A 17,189-nucleotide genomic window follows, 5' to 3' on the forward strand; every position below is an offset into this window, starting at 1 on the left:
GAACGTTCGTCGTTTGAGGAGACGCCCCGGAGGGACCCCGGACCCCACCCACGGCGCGCAGGCGTGCTTTTGAGCCCGTCCGGCGATTGAGGACGGAACCCTTCGGTTGGGACCGGGGTAAACCCGCGGGGGTCGACGCCCCACCCAAGCCGGTCCGGCGATTGAGGACGGAACCCTCCGCCCCGGACCGGGGCAAACCCGTGGGGGCCGGCGCCCCACCCAAGCCGGTCCGGCGATTGAGGACGGAACCCTCCGCCCCGGACCGGGGCAAGCCCGTGGAGGCCGGCGCCGCATTCAAGCCGGTCCGGCGATTGAGGACGGAACCGATCGGCCCGGGACGGGGCAAGCAACGGCGCAGGGCCCCGCCCGGAGGGCCGTACGCTGAGTACGTGAGCACAGAGCCCGACGCCCTCCTGGGCCCCGCAGACATCCGTGAGCTGGCCGCGACCCTGGGCGTACGTCCCACCAAGCAGCGCGGCCAGAACTTCGTCATCGACGCCAACACGGTCCGCAGGATCGTGCGGACGGCGGAGGTGCGGCCGGACGACGTGGTGGTCGAGGTCGGGCCGGGGCTCGGCTCGCTGACCCTCGCGCTGCTGGAGGCCGCCGACCGCGTCGTCGCCGTCGAGATCGACGACGTGCTCGCGGCCGCCCTGCCGGCCACCGTCGCCGCCCGGATGCCCGACCGCGCCGACCGGTTCGCGCTGGTGCACTCGGACGCGATGCTCGTACGGGAGCTGCCGGGCCCGCCGCCCACCGCGCTCGTCGCCAACCTCCCGTACAACGTCGCCGTGCCCGTCCTGCTCACCGTGCTTGACCGCTTCCCGAGCATCGAGCGGACGCTCGTCATGGTGCAGGCGGAGGTCGCCGACCGGCTGGCCGCGCGGCCGGGGAACAAGGTGTACGGCGTGCCGTCGGTGAAGGCGAGCTGGTACACGGACGTCAAGCGCGCCGGCTCCATCGGCCGCAAGGTCTTCTGGCCCGCGCCCAACGTCGACTCCGGGCTCGTCTCGCTGGTGCGCCGCACCGAACCCGTGGCGACGACCGCGAGCAAGGCGGAGGTCTTCGCGGTCGTGGACGCGGCGTTCGCCCAGCGCCGCAAGACGCTGCGCGCGGCCCTGGCCGGCTGGGCCGGCTCCGCACCGGCCGCCGAGGCCGCCCTGCTCGCCGCGGGCATCTCGCCGCAGGCGCGCGGCGAGTCGCTGACGGTCGAGGAATTCGCCGCCGTCGCCGAGAACAAGCCCGGGAGCGCGGGATGAGTGTCACCGTACGGGTCCCCGCCAAGGTCAACGTCCAGCTCGCGGTCGGTGCCGCGCGCCCGGACGGCTTCCACGACCTGGCGAACGTCTTCCTCGCCGTCGGCCTGTACGACGAGGTCACCGTGGCGCCCGCCGAATCGCTGCGGATCACCTGCTCGGGGCCGGACGCGGCGCAGGTCCCGCTGGACGCGTCGAACCTGGCCGCGCGTGCGGCGACGGCCCTCGCAGCGCTCCACGGCATCGCGCCGGACGTGCACATCCACATCGACAAGGACATTCCCGTCGCGGGCGGCATGGCGGGCGGCAGCGCGGACGGGGCCGGCGCCCTGCTGGCCTGCGACGCGCTGTGGGGGACCGGCGCGAGCCGGGACGAGCTGCTCGGGCTCTGCGCCGAGCTGGGCAGCGACGTGCCGTTCAGCCTCGTCGGCGGCGCCGCCCTCGGCACCGGGCGGGGGGAGCGGCTGAGCCCGGTCGAGGTGGGCGGCGCGTTCCACTGGGTGTTCGCGGTCGCCGACGGCGGGCTGTCCACGCCCGCGGTCTACCGCGAGTTCGACCGGCTGACGGCCGGGACCCGCGTCCCCGGGCCCGTGGCCTCGGACGCCCTCCTGGACGCGCTGCGGACCGGCGACGCGAAGGCCCTGGCCGGCGCCCTGAGCAACGACCTCCAGGCCCCCGCCCTGTCGCTGCGCCCGTCGCTGGCGGACACCCTGGCCGCGGGCACCGAGGCGGGTGCCCTGGCCGCGCTGGTCTCCGGCTCGGGGCCGACCACCGCGTTCCTCACCGAGGACGCGGCGACGGCCCGCGAGGTGGCGGCCGCGCTGACCGCGTCGGGCACCTGCCGCACCGCCCGCACGGCGGCGTCCCCGGCCCCGGGCGCGACGGTCCTGTAGGCGGTCAGCCCACCCGTAGCGTCCGCTTCGCCAGTTCGTACGCCGGCAGCATGCCCTTGTGCTCGTAGGCGTCGAATCCGCCCAGCTGGACGACGACCGGCCCTTCGGGTGTGGCGACGGCGAAGGCGCGGGCGGGGCGGGACTCCTCCACGAGCTTGCTGTAGAGGGTGTAGGACACCTCGGCCGCGGTCGTCTTCCCGGCCGTGGCCTTCGTGTAACTGATCTTCGAGGCGTTCTTCTCGGCCCCGACGAAGCCCTCCAGCGTTTCGCGGGGCGAGGCGTCCTCGCTCTTCCCCTGCCAGACCCGGAGGAATCCGAGATAGCCGGCCGGTTTGGCGTCGATCTCGCAGACCATGGTGACCGGGCCCTGGTTGGCCAGCCCGGCGAAGACCGAGTCCGGCTCGACCGGGGTGACGGCCTTCGCCTTCCACAGCTCCGCCAGGTCGAACGTCACCGGCAGCTCGCAGCCGGAACCGGGGCCTCCGACGGTGCCGCCCCTGGCCGCCGTCTTCACGGCCGGCGCCCCGGCGGACTTCTCCGCCTTCGCTCCGCCGTCGGTGTCCGGATCGGACGAGCAGCCGGTCAGCGCGGCCGCGGCCAGCAGTGCGGGCACCAGCCCGCGAACGGTACGACGCGTCATGAACATCCCCACCCCTTGATCGTTTGCGCGCAACGTACACCGGGCCGGGCGGGCGCTCGTGCGGAGGCCCGCGCCGTGGCGACTACGCTGAAGGCCGGAGTTTTCCTCAATGCTGGAGCGTTCGTGGCCGTCAACCTCGTCAATGTCGAGCAGGTCAGCAAGGTGTACGGCACCCGTGCCCTGCTCGACGGTGTGTCCCTCGGCGTCTCCGAGGGCGACCGGATCGGTGTCGTCGGCCGCAACGGCGACGGCAAGACGACCCTGATCCGGATGCTGGCCAGGCTGGAGGAGGCGGACAGCGGCCGCGTCACCCACAACGGCGGGCTGCGTCTCGGCGTGCTGACCCAGCACGACTCCCTCGACCCGGAGGCCACGGTCCGCCACGAGGTCATCGGGGACCTCGCCGACCACGAGTGGGCGGGCAGCGCCAAGATCCGCGACGTGCTCACCGGCCTCTTCGGCGGGCTCGACCTGCCCGGCTTCGAGCACGGCCTGGACACCGTCATCGCCCCGCTCTCCGGCGGTGAGCGCCGCCGGATCGCCCTCGCCAAGCTTTTGATCGCCGAGCAGGACCTGATCGTCCTCGACGAGCCGACCAACCACCTGGACGTCGAGGGCATCTCCTGGCTCGCCGGCCATCTGCGGGCCCGTCGCTCGGCCCTGGTCTGCGTCACCCACGACCGCTGGTTCCTGGACCAGGTCTGCACCCGCATGTGGGACGTCCAGCGGGGCACGGTCCACGAGTACGAGGGCGGCTACAGCGACTACGTGTTCGCCCGCGCCGAGCGGGAGCGGATCGCCGCGACCGAGGAGACCAAGCGGCAGAACCTGATGCGCAAGGAGCTGGCCTGGCTGCGGCGCGGCGCCCCCGCCCGTACCTCCAAGCCGCGCTACCGCATCGAGGCCGCCAACGAGCTGATCGCCGACGTGCCGCCGCCGCGCGACACCAGCGAGCTGATGAAGTTCGCCAACGCCCGGCTCGGCAAGACGGTCTTCGAGCTGGAGGACGTGACCGTCCAGGCGGGCCCCAAGACCCTGCTCACGCACCTCACCTGGCAGCTCGGCCCCGGCGACCGGATCGGCCTGGTCGGGGTGAACGGCGCGGGCAAGACCTCGCTCCTGCGGGCGCTCGCGGAGGCGGCCCGTACCCAGGGCGAGGAGCAGCCCGCCGCCGGGAGGATCGTCGTTGGCAAGACCGTCAGGCTCGCCTACCTCTCCCAGGAGGTCCACGAGCTGAAGCCGAACCTGCGGGTGCTGGAGGCGGTCCAGCAGGTCCGTGACCGGGTGGACCTCGGCAAGGGGCGTGAGATGACCGCCGGGCAGCTCTGCGAGAAGTTCGGCTTCACCAAGGAGAAGCAGTGGACGCCGGTCGGTGACCTCTCCGGTGGTGAGCGGCGCCGGCTCCAGATCCTGCGCCTGCTGATGGACGAGCCCAACGTCCTGTTCCTCGACGAGCCGACCAACGACCTCGACATCGAGACCCTGACCCAGCTGGAGGACCTGCTCGACGGCTGGCCGGGCTCCATGATCGTGATCTCCCACGACCGGTTCTTCATCGAGCGCACCACGGACCGTGTGATGGCCCTGCTCGGCGACAGGTCGCTGCGGATGCTGCCGCGCGGCATCGACGAGTACCTGGAGCGCAGGCAGCGCCAGGCCGAGACCGCGACGCCCGCCACGCCTGCCGCCCCCCGCGCGCAGACGGCCGGGGCCCCGGCGCCCGCGGTCTCCGCGCAGGCGGCCCGCGCGGCCAAGAAGGAGTTGCAGAAGGTCGAGCGGCAGCTCGACAAGATGTCGACCCGCGAGACGACCCTGCACGCCCAGATCGCCGAGCACGCCACCGACTTCGAGAAGGTCGCGAAGCTGGACGCCGAGCTGCGCGAACTGGTCGCGGAACGCGATGTGCTGGAGATGCGCTGGCTCGAACTCGCCGAGGACGCCTGACCGTCGGCCGGTTCGCTGTCGCAACCGAGCTGCGACAGGTGTGACTGCCGGGGCTTGTGAAGCGGGTGGTAGAAAGAAGCCTTGCCCGGTGCGGGGGACGACCGTGCCGCTTCACAGGTGACAACGGAACAGGGGGACGGGCCGATGAGCCAGCCGCCCGGACAGCAGCCGCCGCAGGGCGGGTTCGGAGCACCGTACGACCCGCAGACCGGTACGGGGACCGGCACCGGATCGTCCGGATCCGGCGCCTATCCGCAGCCGGCCGGACCGTACGACGCACCCGGCCGGCCCGGCCCGTACGGACAGCCGCCGCAGCCCTCAGGCCCGTACGGACAGCCGCCGCAGCCCTCAGGCCCGTACGGACAGCCGCCGGCCCAGCCCCGGCCGGGATACGGCTACCCGCCCCAGCCCGGCCCGTACGGGCAGCAGCCCCCGCAGCCGCCCACCCAGCCCGGCTACGGCTACCCGCCCCAGGGCCACGGCCACCCGCAGCCCGGTCCCGGGCAGCTCCCCGTGCACCGGATGCCGACCCAGCAGTACGGCGCACCGCCGCCGGCCGGGCCGCAGGGCGGGGGCGGCTGGTTCCGCGGCCGGGCCGCGAAGGCCGTGGGGGTCGCGGTCGCCGTGGCGCTCGTGGCCGGCGCCGGAATATGGTTCGCCGTCGGCGGGGACGGCGACGACGACAAGCCCGTGGCGGGCCCGACCCACTCCGCCTCGCCCACCGTCTCGCCCTCGCCGACGGGGAGCAAGGCCACGGGGGAGCCCGTGGTCAGCCCGGAGGACGAGGCCCGGACCATCAACGCGGGCGTCAAGTCCGGTGAGGCGAAGGTCCTCTGGCTCCAGAAGGGCGGCGTCGACCTGCCGGCCAACGGCGAGGACGTGTACGGACCCTGGTTCGCGGGGGACACCGTCGCGAAGGCCATGTTCTACACGGTCTCGGGCTACTCGGTCTCCGACGGCACCCTCCAGTGGAGCGTCCGGCTCCCCACCCGGATGTGCTCCGCGCCCTCGCTGCCCACCGACGACGGCAAGATCGTCCTCGCGATCAGGCACGACACCTCGGAAGGCGCCGAGTGCAACACGTTGCAGATGATCGACCTCAGGACGGGCAAGGCCGGCTGGCGGAAGACATTCGTACGCAAGGGCATCTGGGACGGGCTCTCCGACCTCGCGATGTCGGTCAACGGCGGCACGGTCACCGTGGGCCGCACCAGCAGGTCCGAGGGGTTCCGGGTCAGTGACGGCGAGCAGCTCTTCGGCGAACGGTCCGGCGCGTGCCAGCCGTTCGGCTTCGCCAGCGGGCCCGTGGCCATCGCCGCGACGAGCTGCCACACCGCCGACGACGACTACAAGGACCAGCAGGTGCAGCGGATCGACCCCGCCACCGGCAAGGTCCTGTGGACGTACAAGCTCAAGAAGGACTGGGAGGTCGCGCAGTTCTACTCCGTCAGCCCGCTCGTCGTCTCGCTGAAGCAGCCGGACAAGTGGGGCATCCTGGTGCTCAACGACGACGGCAGCTACCGCACCCAGCTCTCCGGCGGTCCGGGCGAGTACGCGCCCAGATGCGACGACGAACTGATGGCGCTCAGCAAGAACCTGGACAACTGCATGGGCGTGGCCGCCGACGCGAACACGTTCTACATGGCCACCAGGACGGGCACCGAACGCGACAACGAGATCGTCGCCTTCGACCTGACGACCGGCAAGTACCGCTGGTCGGCGAAGTCGCCGGAGGGGCAGACGGCCACGCCGCTGCGGGTCGAGAACGGCAAGCTGCTGATGTACGTCAACCCGACCCTGAAGAAGGGCGGCGGCATCGCCTCCCTCCCGTCCACCGGCGGCACCCCGCAGATGGTGCTGCGGCATCCGGCGTCGGGCGCCGACATGGAACTCGGCTTCGCCGGGCCACGCGTCGCGTACGTGGGCGGGCGCTCCCTCCTGATGCAGACGAGGCTCAGCGGCATCAGCGGAGACGAAGAGGTGGACGCGCGGTCCATGGTGGTCTTCGGGAACTGACGGTCCGGAGCATCACGGCGGTATCACGGCCCGGTCCTCCCTTGGGAACAGGGGCGGACCGAACCGGGAGCGGTGCTGGGGCGGGTGGTACAAAGAAGTCCCGCTCGACTGACGTAACACTGCGGGATCCATGCCCGATTCGCTCCATTTCGCCGTGATCCGGGGGGTCTTGACCGACCCGCGGAGCCCCGGCGGGATCGCGGGGGAGTCCGGAACGGGCACCGGACCGCACGAAGGGGGACGCGCTGATGACCCAGCCGCCCGGACAGCAACCGCCGCAGGGAGGCTTCGGCGCTCCGCAGGAGCCGCCGCACGGGGTACCGCAGCCGCCCCAGGGCCCGCCGCAGACGCCGCCGCCGCCCGCCCAGCCGCCCCAGCCCCCGGCCGCGCCGCCGACCCCGCCGCCCGCGCAGCCGGGCTACGGCTACCCGCAGCAGCCCGGCCCGTACGGGCAGCCCCAGCAGCCGGGGCCGTACGGTCAGCCCCAGCAGCCCGGTCCCTACGGCCAGCCCCAGCAGCAGCCCGGTCCCTACGGTCAGCCGCAGCAGCCGGGGCCGTACGGTCAGCAGCCGCAGCCCGGTTACGGCTTCCCGCAGCAGCAGTACTCCGGCGCCCCCGTGCCGCCCGGCCCCGGGGGTCCGGGCGGTGGTCCGTCCAAGCGCAAGCCCGCCATGATCATCGGTGCCGCGGTCGCCGCGCTCCTGGTCATCGGCGGCGGGGTGTACTTCGCGACGAGCGGGGGCGACGACGACGATGATGACAAGCCCGTCGCGAAGCAGAGCGAAGAGGTCCAGAAGCCGTCCGTCTCGCCCTCCGTGGACAAGGGCGACGGCAACGGCACCGGGCGGGAGGACGACGACCTCAACAGCGGCCGCAAGGACGGCGAGGCGAAGGTCCTCTGGCTCCAGAAGAACGACGTCGACCTGCCGCGCAACGGCGCGGACGTGTACGGGCCGTGGCTCGTCGGCGACACCGTCGTCAAGGGCATGTACCGCACGATGTCGGCGTACGCGGTGGCCGACGGCACGCAGAAGTGGACGCTGAAGCTGCCCGCGGACATCTGCTCCGCGCCCCAGCAGACCACCACGGACGGCAAGATCGTCATCGCGATCAAGAACGGCACCACCGACAAGGCCGACTGCTCCATGCTCCAGCTGATCGACCTCAACACGGGGAAGGCGGGGTGGAAGAAGGAGGTCAAGAAGAGCGGGCTCTTCGACATGATGTCGGACCTCTCGATGGCCATCAGCGGTGACACCGTGACGGCGGGCCGCACCGGAGGCTCCAACGCCTTCCGGGTCAGCGACGGCAAGGAGCTGTTCGGCAAGCGGAGCGGCAACTGCCAGCCGTTCGCCTTCGCCGGCGGCACCAAGCTCATCGCCGCGACCAGCTGCCGCACCGACGACGTCAAGAACCCGCAGCACGAGATCGAAGAGGTCGACCCCAGCACCGGAAAGCCCAAGTGGACCTACAAGCCCGCCCGTGGCTGGGAGGTCGACAAGGTCTACTCGGTGAGCCCGCTCATCGTGTCGCTCACCAAGGGCAGCAGCAGCGACGACAAGAAGTGGAGCATCCTCGCCCTGCGCGAGAACGGCACGCTCCGCTCCCAGCTGGTCGGTGACAAGGGCGACAAGTTCGCCCCGGACTGCGGTGGCGCCTTCACCATCTTCGGCAAGCGCCTCGACGGCTGCACGGGCGTCGCGGCCGACGCCAACACGTTCTACATGGCCACGCAGGACGACACCAGCGGCTCCGCCCGCACCAATCAGGTCGTCGCCTTCAACCTGAACACCGGCAAGCCGAAGTGGAAGGCGAAGGCCCCCGCCGGGCAGACCGTGAAGCCCTTGGGCATGGAGAGCGGCAACGTCCTGCTCTACGTGAACGCGGCCTACGGCAAGGGCGGCGGCATCGCCACCCTGTCCCCGTCCGGCGGCAGCCCGCAGATGGTGCTCCAGCACCCGGACTCGACCTCGTCGATCGAGAGCTCGTTCTACAACGAGAAGATCCTCTACGCGGACGGCCGTTCGTTCGTGGCGAGCGGACGGGTCAGCGCGAGCAACGACAAGGAAGAGCTGGAGACGAAGACCATGATGGCCTTCGGCAAGTGACGGCTCACCGCGGCATCTGAGACATCGCCGGCCGCGGGCGGCAGCAGCCCCGCCCGCGGCCGGTTCCGGCCCACCGACCGACCCCCTTTTTCTCCGAGGTACGCAACGCCATGACACAGCCGCCCCAGCAGCCGCCCAACGAACCGCCCCAGGGCCCGCCCCCGGGCGGCTTCGGCGCTCCGCAGGACCCCCCGCCCGGCGGCTTCGGCGCCCCGCAGGACCCGCCGCCGGGCGGTTTCGGTGCTCCGACCCCGCCGCCCGCCGACCCGTTCGGCAAGCAGCCGAACACCCCGCCGCCCCCGGCGACCCCGCCCCCGGCCACCCCGCCCCCCGGCGGCTACGGCTCCCCGCCGCCCCCCGGCCCGCCCCAGCAGCAGCCGGGCTACGGCTACCCGCAGGCGCCGCCGCCCCAGCAGCCCGGCTACGGCTTCCCGCAGGGGCAGCCGCAGAGCCACGACTACCCGACGCAGGCGGCGTACGGCTACCCGGGCCAGCAGGCCCACGGCTACCCGACCGCCCCGATGCAGCCGGCCTACCCGTCGCCCCAGCCGGGCGGCAACGGACCGAAGAAGTTCTCCACGCAGGCGCAGATCATCGTCGCCGCCGTGGTCGCCGTGGCACTGATCGTCGGCGGCGGCGTCTGGTACGCCTCCAGCGGCGGGGACGGCGACAAGAAGGACGAGGCCGGCTCCTCCTCCGGCACCACGGGCGAGGGCAAGGGCGGCAAGGGGGACAAGGACGGCTCGGAGGGCTCGGACGGAGCGGACGAGAACGGCACCGGCGGCGGCGCCAGCAAGGAGAAGGCCCCGGCGAACGTCACCTCCGCCGTCGGCTTCCAGCTGCCCCATCCCAAGGTCGCCTCCGTCACCACCGTCTCCGGCTCCTGGATGACCGACAAGGCGTACGTGAAGTCGGGCATCAACGAGATCGTCGGCTACGACCGGGACAAGGGCACCAAGCTCTGGTCGATCCCGCTCGACGGCCAGGTGTGCGCCGCGACCAAGCACATCACCAAGGACTTCAAGACCGCCATCGCCTTCGAGGAGGCCAAGCGCACCAAGACCACCAAGTACGCCAGCTGCAACCAGGTCGGCGCCCTCGACCTGGCCACGGGCAAGCTCATGTGGAGCAAGTCGGTGACCGCCTCCAGCAGCGGTGACCGCCCCGTCCGGTTCGACGAGGTCACCCTCAGCGGCACCACCGTCGCCGCCGGCGGACTGGACGGCGGCGCCGCCTTCGACCTGAACACCGGCGCCGAGCGCTGGAAGCCCAAGGTCAGCACCGACGGCTGCTACGACAATGGGTACGGCGGCGGCGAGGCCCTCGCCGTGGTCCGCAAGTGCGGTAAGTACGACGACCCGCAGCTCGTCATCCAGGCGCTGAACCCGACCACGGGCGCCCCGCTCTCCTCGTACAAGATGCCGGCCGGCGTCGAATACGCGAGCATCGTCTCGACCAAGCCCCTCGTGGTCGCCGCCGACGTCGGCGACACCGCCGGGGACGGCAGCGGCATCTCGGACTTCTTCTCGATCGACGCGGCCACCGGCAAGCTGATCACCCGTATCCCCGCCGACGCGGAGAAGTACGCGGCCAACTGCCGCTCCACCAAGGTCGAGAGCTGCCAGCACCTCGCCGTCGGCAACAACCGGCTCTACCTGCCGACCGAGGAGCACGACGGGGCGGGCGAGGACTACGGCCGGACCAACGAGATCGTCTCCTTCGACCTCACCACCGGCAAGCAGACCGGCGACCGGGCCGACGCGGGCGAGCGCTTCACGGTCTTCCCGCTGCGCATGGACGGCAACAACATCATCGCGTACAAGGAACCTCCGTACAACGCGGGCGGCGAGGTCGTCTCGATCGACGGCAGCACCTTCAAGGAGACGGTCCTGATGCGGAACCCGGGTGACGAGGCCGTCCGGGACGCGGAGACGAGCTTCTCCCCGAACTACGCCGAGTACCTGTACGCGGAGGGCAGGCTGTACATCTCCGAGACGATGGTCAGCGAACCCCGCAAGAGTTCGTTCGGCAAGGAGTACCTGGTGGTGTCCTTCCACACCAGCTGACCCCGATTCACGGGTGTGGGGGTGGAACCGGCCGGTTCCACCCCCACACCCGTACCCGGGCGTGTAACTTGCAGGCCCTGGCAGGCCGGGGGGCCTGGTGTCGGTGTACGGGGGGACAGTTCGATGAGTGTCCGGCTCATGGTGGTCGACGACCACCGCCTGCTGGCCGAGGCGCTGGCCTCGGCGCTGAAGCTGCGCGGCCACCGCGTGCTGGCCGCGGCCGCCCCCACCTCGGGCGCGGCGGACCTGGTGGTCGGCCGGGCCCCCGAGGTCTGCCTGTTCGGCACGGCCGCCCCCGCCGTGCCCGGCACCTTCGACCCCGTCGTCCGGATCAGGCGCGAGCGCCCGCAGACCGCGGTGGTGGTCCTCGGCCCGGTGCCCAGCCCGCGCGGGATCGCCGCGGCGTTCGCGGCAGGCGCCGCCGGTTACGTCCGGCACGACGAGCGCATCGAGGGTGTCGAGCGCGCCATGGTCAAGGCCCGCGCGGGCGAGGCGGCCATCGCGCCCGGCCTCCTCCAGAGCGCCTTCGCGGAGCTGCTCGACCCGGTGAGCCAGCCCGACGACGAGGGCCGGCGGCTGCTGCGGCTGCTCACCCCGCGCGAGGTCGAGGTCCTGGTCCGGGTCGCCGAGGGCGAGGACACCCGGCTGATCGCGGCCGGCATGCGGATCGCGCCGAGCACCGCCCGTACGCATGTGCAGCGCGTCCTGATGAAACTCGGCGTCGGCTCCCGCCTGGAGGCCGCCGCGCTGGCCGCCCGCACCGGCCTGCTGGACCGGGCGGCGGGCGCGCGGCAGGGGCCGGGCACCGTCGGGTGACGGTGCCCGGCCCCTGCCGCGCGGTGGTGGCTCAGCCCTCCGGCGTGTCCTCAGGCGTGTCCTCAGGCACGGGTGCCGGCGCCTGGGCCGGGCGCAGTTTCAGCCAGACCAGGAAGAACAGCCCGAGCGCCAGCATGGCGAGGCCGGTCCAGAGGTTGATGTGGACGCCCTCGGCCTTCTTCAGGTCCTCGTCGGACGGGCTGATCCCGGCGATCGTCACGATGATCCCGTAGACCACGAAGAGGCCGCCGATGATCCGCCGGATGTCGAAGAGGCGGGCCGCCGTGGCGGACTTCTGCTCCAGTTCGGAGACTTCCTTGCGCAGGTCGGACATGGTGGGTTGCTCCGATCAGAACGAGTAGGGGACGTAGCACAGGGCGGCGAGCACGATGGCTCCCCAGCCCAGCAGCGCGGGCCTGCGGTACCAGGCGCTGTCGCCCTCCTCGGGCACCTCGGCGGCGTCCGGGGACTCGGTTCCGTAGACGAGGCCGGCGAGTTCGGCCTCGGGCTTGGGAGCGGTGAAGAGCGTGACCGCGATCATGACGACCGCGCCGGCGACGAAGCCGACGATCGCGGAGACGAAGTTGGCGCCCTGGTCGCTCGGGATGTCGATGACACCCTGCTTGTAGATGACGAAGTAGTTGACCATCGCGGCGGTGGTGCCCGCGACCAGCCCCCAGACACCGGACTTCATCGAGGCGCGCTTCCAGAACATGCCGATGATGAACACGACGAACATCGGGACGTTGAAGAACGAGAAGAGCGTCTGGAGGTAGCTCATGATGTTGGAGAAGCTGGCGGCGATGAACGCCGTGCCGATGGAGGCCAGCACCCCGATCGCCGTGATCAGCCGGCCGAAGCGCAGGTAGTACGCGTCCGGCTGGTCCTTCTTCACGTACCGCGCCCAGATGTCCGTGGTGAACACGGTGTTGAACGAGGAGACGTTGGCCGCCATGCCGGCCATGAACGCGGCCAGCAGACCGGTCACCGCGATGCCGAGCACGCCGTTGGGCAGCAGCTCCCGCATCAGCAGCGGGATCGCGTCGTTGTAGGTGGTGCCCGATCCGGCCGCGCCGATGTTCGGCACGATCACCGCGGCGACCAGACCCGGGATCATCACGAGGAAGACGATGAACATCTTCGGGAACGCGGCGATCAGCGGGGTGCGCCGGGCGGCCGAGAGGTTCTTCGCGGACAGGGCGCGCTGCACCTCGGCGAAGTTCGTCGTCCAGTAGCCGAACGAGAGCACGAAGCCGAGACCCAGGATGATCGTCAGCCAGTTGGCGCCGAGGGGGTTGGCGTCACCGATGCCGGTGCCGCCCCACGCGGTCATGAAGTTCTCGCCGTGGCTCGACGAGAGCGAGTCGCTCAGCCCGTCCCAGCCGCCGACACGCTTGAGACCGAGCACGGTCAGCGGGATCAGCGCGGCGAGGATGACGAAGAACTGGAGCACCTCGTTGTAGATCGCCGACGAGAGCCCGCCGACCGTGATGTACGCCAGCACGAAGAAGCCGGCGACGACGATCGCGACCCACTGCGGCCAGCCGAGGAGCGCCTCCACGACGATCGACAGGGCGTACAGGTTGACGCCCGCGATCAGGATCGCCGCGAAGGCGAAGAGTATGGAGCTCAGCAGGTGCGCCGACCTGTCGAAGCGCTGGAGCAGGAACTCCGGTACGGAGCGCACCTTCGAGCGGTAGTAGAACGGCATCATCACGAGGCCGAGGAAGACCATGGCCGGGATGGCGCCGATCCAGTACCAGTGCACCACCGCGACGCCGTACTGCGCGCCTGTCGCCGCCATGCCGAGGATCTCGGTGGCACCGAGATTCGCCGCGACGAAGGCCAGACCGGTCACCCAGGCGGGCAGTGACCGTCCGGAGAGGAAGAAGTCGAGGCTGGTCCTGACGCTCGCCCGAGCGGCGAAGCCGATGCCGAGTACGACGGCGAAGTAGATCGCCAGGATCGTGTAGTCGAGCCCGTTCGTGGGGAGTCGGAGCCCTGCTGCCAGGTATTGCATGGGGGGAGTCTCGCTTCGTTTCGCGAACTGAACCCGAAGGAAACTACGCCCTTATGTTCGGAAAGTGAACACTTCCCAAGAGGTTCTTTGTTTGTTTGTGATCGTATTGCCTGAATCCCGGGCTCCACACCGCTGAGATCCGCCACTCGGCGCCCTCGCGTGTGCCGCCGTCGACTCATTGACGCATCTGTTGACTTGTGGTTCATTGTGTTCGCTTATGTTTGGTGGGAGGAGTCTGGTGAAGAAGACGGTTACGACGCTCGCCGACGGCCGGGGGCTGATCTACTACGACAGCCGCGACGACGTCGTGCGCGAGGCGGCCGACACGCGTCCCCTCGACGCCGTCTCGACCTCGTCCGAGATCCGCCGCGACCCACTGCTCGGCGACAGCGTCGCCATCGCCTCGCACCGCCAGGGCCGCATCTACCACCCGCCGGCCGACGAGTGCCCGCTCTGCCCCTCGCGCGAGGGGCGGCAGAGCGAGATCCCGGAGGCGGACTACGACGTCGCCGTCTTCGAGAACCGCTTCCCCTCCCTGGCCGGCGACTCCGGCCGCTGCGAGGTCGTCTGCTTCACCTCCGACCACGACGCGTCCTTCGCCGACCTCACCGAGGAGCAGGCCGGGCTCGTCCTGGAGGCGTGGACCGACCGCACCGCCGAGTTCGCCGGGCTGCCGCAGGTCGAGCAGGTGTTCTGCTTCGAGAACCGGGGCGCCGAGATCGGCGTCACCCTCGGCCACCCGCACGGCCAGATCTACGGCTACCCCTTCGTCACCCCGCGCACCGAGCTGATGCTGCGTTCCATGGCCGCCCACCACGCGAAGACCGGCGGCAACCTCTTCGACGACGTGATCGCCCGCGAGGAGGCCGACGGCGCCCGGATCGTGCTCGCCACCGAGCACTGGATCGCCTTCGTGCCGTACGTGGCGCACTGGCCGTACGAGGTCCATCTGCACCCCCGCCGCCGCGTCCCCGACCTGCGGGGTCTTGACGAGGGGGCGCGCACGGAGTTCCCACAGGTCTATCTGGAACTCTTGAGGCGATTCGACCGGATCTTCGGACCCGGGGAGCCGCCGACCCCCTACATCTCCGCCTGGCACCAGGCGCCGTTCGGGATCCCGGACCGTGAGGACTTCGGGCTGCATCTGGAGCTTTTCACCATCCGACGGACCTCCGGCAAGCTGAAGTTCCTCGCGGGTTCCGAATCCGGCATGAGCGTGTTCATCAACGACGTGCCGCCGGAGACCGCGGCCCAGCGACTGCGAGAGGTAGCGAGCCAGTGAGCAAGTCCCCGAGGAAGTACCTGGTGACCGGCGGTGCCGGATACGTCGGCAGCGTCGTGGCCCAGCACCTGCTGGAGGCCGGCCACGCCGTCACCGTCCTGGACGACCTCTCCACCGGCTTCCGCGCGGGCGTCCCGGCCGGCGCCGACTTCATCGAGGGGCGCGTCCAGGACGCCGCGAAGTGGCTCGACGCCTCCTACGACGGGGTGCTGCACTTCGCCGCGTACTCCCAGGTCGGCGAGTCCGTCACCGACCCCGAGAAGTACTGGGTCAACAACGTCGGCGGCTCCACCGCCCTGCTCGCCGCGATGCGCGACGCCGGGGTGCGCACCCTGGTCTTCTCCTCCACCGCCGCGACCTACGGCGAGCCGGTCTCCAGCCCCATCACGGAGACCGACCCCACCGCCCCGACCAGCCCCTACGGCGCGACCAAGCTCGCCGTCGACCACATGATCACCGGGGAGGCGGCGGCCCACGGCCTGGCCGCGGTCTCGCTGCGCTACTTCAACGTGGCGGGGGCCTACGGCAGCTGCGGCGAGCGGCACAGCCCCGAGTCCCACCTCATCCCGCTGGTCCTCCAGGTCGCCCTCGGACAGCGCGAGTCGATCTCCGTCTACGGCGACGACTACCTCACCCCGGACGGCACCTGCGTCCGCGACTACATCCACGTCGCCGACCTCGCCGACGCCCACCTGCTCGCCCTGGACGCCGCCACCGCGGGCGAGCACCTGATCTGCAACCTCGGCAACGGCAACGGCTTCTCGGTCCGCGAGGTCATCGAGACGGTCCGCGAGGTCACCGGCCACCCCGTCCCCGAGGCCGCGGCCCCGCGCCGCGCCGGCGACCCGGCCGTCCTCGTCGCCTCCGCCGCCACCGCCAGGGAGCGCCTCGGCTGGCAGCCGTCCCGCGCCGACCTGGCCGGAATCGTCTCCGACGCCTGGACGTTCGCCCGCCGAGAGGAACCCACCGCACCATGACCGACGACGCCGAGCTGACCGCCTCCTTCACCGAGCTGTACGGGGGTGCGCCCGAGGGGATCTGGGCCGCACCCGGCCGGGTCAACCTGATCGGTGAGTACACCGACTTCAACGACGGCTTCGTCATGCCGCTCGCCCTCCCGCACACCGCGCGCGCCGCCGTCGCCCGCCGCACCGACGGCGAACTGCGGCTGCACTCCACCGATGTGCCCGGCGGTGTCGTCCGGCTCCGCGTGGACGAGCTGACCCCGAACGAGGGCCACGGCTGGGCGGCCTACCCCGCCGGGGTGGTCTGGGCCCTGCGCGAGGCCGGCCACCCGGTCACCGGCGCCGACATCCAGCTGACCTCCACCGTCCCGACCGGTGCCGGGCTCTCCTCGTCCGCCGCCCTCGAAGTGGTCACCGGGCTCGCCCTGAACGACCTCTTCGGGCTCGGGCTCGCCCCCGCCGATCTGGCGGTCATCGCCCAGCGCGCGGAGAACGCCTTCGTCGGAGTGCCCTGCGGGGTCATGGACCAGATGGCGTCCGCCTGCTGCACCGAGGGCCACGCCCTGCACCTGGACACCCGCGACCTCGGCCGGCGCCAGGTCCCCTTCGACCTGTCCGCGCACGGCCTGCGGCTCCTGGTCGTGGACACCCGCGTCAAGCACGCGCTGGGCGACGGGGCGTACGCGGAGCGCAGGACCGGCTGCGAGGAGGGCGCGCGCCTGCTCGGCATACGCACCCTGCGCGAGCTGCCGTACGAGGAGCTGGGCGCCGCCCTGGACCGGCTGGCCGAGGCCGGTGCGGACGAGTCCGTCGTGCGCTACGTCCGCCATGTGGTCGGCGACAACCAGCGCGTCGAGCGGGTCATCGCGCTGCTCGACGCCGGCGAGGTGCGGGCGGCGGGACCGGTCCTCACGGCGGGGCACCGCTCGCTCCGCGACGACCTGCGGGTCTCCTGCGCGGAGCTGGACCTCGTGGTCGACACCGCGAACGCGGCCGGGGCGCTCGGCGCGCGGATGACCGGGGGCGGCTTCGGCGGCTCCGCGATCGTGCTGGTCGAGGAGGAGCGGGCGGACGAGGTCACCAAGTCCGTGCTGGAGGCGTTCACTTCGGCCGGTTACGGGACGCCGGGCGTCTTCCCCGCGGTGCCGTCGGCAGGCGCTCGCCGGCTCGTCTGAACGGGCCG

At 71.5% G+C, this 17,189-nt stretch carries 13 protein-coding genes; 10 read left to right on the forward strand and 3 right to left on the reverse strand.

Annotation, left to right across the window (positions count from 1 at the left end; translation table 11 throughout):
- Nucleotides 1-389: 389 nt before the first annotated feature.
- On the forward strand, nucleotides 390-1,259 hold the full coding sequence (rsmA, locus tag B082_RS0123385) for a 16S rRNA (adenine(1518)-N(6)/adenine(1519)-N(6))-dimethyltransferase RsmA (protein WP_018554229.1): 870 nt from the start codon (nucleotides 390-392) through the stop codon (nucleotides 1,257-1,259).
- A complete protein-coding gene (locus tag B082_RS0123390) occupies nucleotides 1,256-2,149 on the forward strand; it encodes a 4-(cytidine 5'-diphospho)-2-C-methyl-D-erythritol kinase (protein ID WP_018554230.1) in 894 nt (297 codons plus the stop codon). The genes rsmA and B082_RS0123390 overlap by 4 nt, the downstream gene beginning before the upstream one ends.
- Before the next feature lie 4 nt (nucleotides 2,150-2,153).
- Here the strand turns inward: B082_RS0123390 and B082_RS0123395 are convergent, their stop codons facing one another.
- Entirely contained in the window at nucleotides 2,154-2,795 is a 642-nt protein-coding gene (locus tag B082_RS0123395; RefSeq protein WP_018554231.1) for a lipoprotein, read from the reverse strand.
- 117 nt (nucleotides 2,796-2,912) lie between these two features.
- Between B082_RS0123395 and B082_RS0123400 the strand changes: the two genes are divergently transcribed.
- The 5 genes from B082_RS0123400 (at nucleotide 2,913) to B082_RS0123420 (ending at nucleotide 11,739) form a co-directional block, all read left to right on the forward strand.
- A complete protein-coding gene (locus B082_RS0123400) occupies nucleotides 2,913-4,733 on the forward strand; it encodes an ABC-F family ATP-binding cassette domain-containing protein (protein WP_018554232.1) in 1,821 nt (606 codons plus the stop codon).
- A gap of 144 nt (nucleotides 4,734-4,877) precedes the next feature.
- On the forward strand, nucleotides 4,878-6,749 hold the full coding sequence (locus B082_RS0123405; RefSeq protein ID WP_018554233.1) for a PQQ-binding-like beta-propeller repeat protein: 1,872 nt from the start codon (nucleotides 4,878-4,880) through the stop codon (nucleotides 6,747-6,749).
- A 248-nt stretch (nucleotides 6,750-6,997) separates the two neighbouring features.
- Nucleotides 6,998-8,857: a PQQ-binding-like beta-propeller repeat protein gene (locus B082_RS0123410; RefSeq protein WP_018554234.1), complete on the forward strand. Its 1,860-nt coding sequence runs from the start codon at nucleotides 6,998-7,000 to the stop codon at nucleotides 8,855-8,857.
- A 110-nt stretch (nucleotides 8,858-8,967) separates the two neighbouring features.
- Nucleotides 8,968-10,923, forward strand: coding sequence for a PQQ-binding-like beta-propeller repeat protein (locus B082_RS0123415; RefSeq protein WP_018554235.1), 1,956 nt, complete (start codon nucleotides 8,968-8,970; stop codon nucleotides 10,921-10,923).
- 123 nt (nucleotides 10,924-11,046) lie between these two features.
- The gene (locus B082_RS0123420) at nucleotides 11,047-11,739 is read left to right on the forward strand and encodes a response regulator transcription factor (protein ID WP_026250110.1); all 693 of its coding nucleotides are present in this window, start codon (nucleotides 11,047-11,049) and stop codon (nucleotides 11,737-11,739) included.
- A 31-nt stretch (nucleotides 11,740-11,770) separates the two neighbouring features.
- Here the strand turns inward: B082_RS0123420 and B082_RS0123425 are convergent, their stop codons facing one another.
- The gene (locus tag B082_RS0123425; RefSeq protein WP_018554237.1) at nucleotides 11,771-12,073 is read right to left on the reverse strand and encodes a hypothetical protein; all 303 of its coding nucleotides are present in this window, start codon (nucleotides 12,071-12,073) and stop codon (nucleotides 11,771-11,773) included.
- Between the two features lie 15 nt (nucleotides 12,074-12,088).
- Nucleotides 12,089-13,759, reverse strand: a complete 1,671-nt coding sequence (locus B082_RS0123430) for a sodium:solute symporter family protein (RefSeq protein WP_018554238.1) — start codon at nucleotides 13,757-13,759, stop codon at nucleotides 12,089-12,091.
- Nucleotides 13,760-13,997: 238 nt separating this feature from the next.
- Between B082_RS0123430 and galT the strand changes: the two genes are divergently transcribed.
- Genes galT through galK form a run of 3 tightly spaced genes read left to right on the forward strand, consistent with a single transcriptional unit; the run spans nucleotide 13,998 to nucleotide 17,181 of the window.
- Nucleotides 13,998-15,041: a galactose-1-phosphate uridylyltransferase gene (galT, locus tag B082_RS0123435; protein WP_018554239.1), complete on the forward strand. Its 1,044-nt coding sequence runs from the start codon at nucleotides 13,998-14,000 to the stop codon at nucleotides 15,039-15,041.
- Nucleotides 15,038-16,018 (forward strand): UDP-glucose 4-epimerase GalE, encoded by a 981-nt coding sequence (galE, locus tag B082_RS0123440; protein ID WP_018554240.1) that lies wholly within the window; start codon nucleotides 15,038-15,040, stop codon nucleotides 16,016-16,018. Before galT ends, galE begins: the two co-directional genes overlap by 4 nt.
- The gene (gene galK, locus B082_RS0123445) at nucleotides 16,015-17,181 is read left to right on the forward strand and encodes a galactokinase (RefSeq protein ID WP_018554241.1); all 1,167 of its coding nucleotides are present in this window, start codon (nucleotides 16,015-16,017) and stop codon (nucleotides 17,179-17,181) included. Before galE ends, galK begins: the two co-directional genes overlap by 4 nt.
- Nucleotides 17,182-17,189 lie beyond the last annotated feature (8 nt).

Source organism: Streptomyces sp. ATexAB-D23, assembly GCF_000373645.1.
Lineage (GTDB): Bacteria > Actinomycetota > Actinomycetes > Streptomycetales > Streptomycetaceae > Streptomyces > Streptomyces castrisilvae.